The sequence below is a fragment of the Microvirga sp. KLBC 81 genome (assembly GCF_003075415.1).
In the GTDB taxonomy this organism is placed as follows: Bacteria; Pseudomonadota; Alphaproteobacteria; order Rhizobiales; family Beijerinckiaceae; genus Microvirga.
The window spans coordinates 1-939 of sequence record NZ_QDAH01000278.1; the positions used below are offsets into that span (position 1 = coordinate 1).

Sequence of the window (939 nt, forward strand, 5' to 3'; positions counted from 1 at the left end):
GATCCTCTTGGTTATGGTTGCGAATGCTACAACCTTGGCAGCTAGGCGCTGCCGGAGGGGCGTCCACCCCATTGTACCTGTGGCGGGTTGTCGATAGTGAGGGCGAGATCCTGGACATCCTTGTGCAGCCCAGGCGAGACAAGGCCGCCGCTGTGAAGTTCATGCGCAAGCTGCTGAAGAAGAGGGCTTCTCCCCGAGTGTTCTGGTGACAGACAAGTTGCCCTCCTACGGAGCCGCCATACGAGAGCTGGGGCTTTCGGCTCATCATGAGCAAGGCTTGCGAAAGAACAACCGCGCCGAGAATTCCCATCAGGTGGTGCGACGACAAGAACAGAAGATGCAGGGCTTCACGTCGCCTGGTTCAGCCCAGCGCTTCCTCAGCATCCATTCCGCGGTTCACAACACCTTCAACTTCCAGCGTTATCTCATCTCCCGTCGCACTCTGCGCCTCTTCAGAACCGAGGCGGCAGCCCAGTGGCAAATCGCGACCTCAGCGGCGTGACACGGCCAATTCTACCCTCGTTGCGGCTCAGTTCGAGCTCCCGTGACAAGGCCTAATACAGATCAGAGCGACGATATTCAGGTCGGCGAGAGTTTCAGGATCTCGTTCTCGCGCCGCAGCCGCTTCAGCTCGGCCGCCAGTCCTCCTGCCGCTCTTCGGGCGGATCCTCGATCTCACGCTCGTGACGGCGCTCGATCCAATGGCGCAGAGGCGACAGGCCGCCCCCAAGATCCGCAGTAATCTCGGCCAGCTGCGGCCGCCGGTCAGGGCAAGCCGCACCGCCTCATCCCGAAACTCTTTCGTAAAGCGCGTGTGAGGCATGGAGAACCTCCTGCTTCATGAGAGGCCCTCCACTTTTGCGATACTGCTGGCGAATTCATCATGCTGGGACAGGGGCCATCATGAGCTTGGTGAATGCGGATTGCCGCGTTCGTGCG

The 939-nt window shown here is 60.3% G+C and carries 2 pseudogenes; one reads left to right on the top strand and one right to left on the bottom strand.

Annotation, left to right across the window (positions count from 1 at the left end):
* Window positions 1–71: 71 nt before the first annotated feature.
* A pseudogene (locus DC522_RS36700) lies at window positions 72–502 on the top strand (transposase); the annotation flags it as partial.
* A gap of 92 nt (window positions 503–594) precedes the next feature.
* Here the strand turns inward: DC522_RS36700 and DC522_RS36705 are convergent.
* A pseudogene (locus tag DC522_RS36705) lies at window positions 595–823 on the bottom strand (transposase); the annotation flags it as partial.
* Window positions 824–939: the final 116 nt, after the last annotated feature.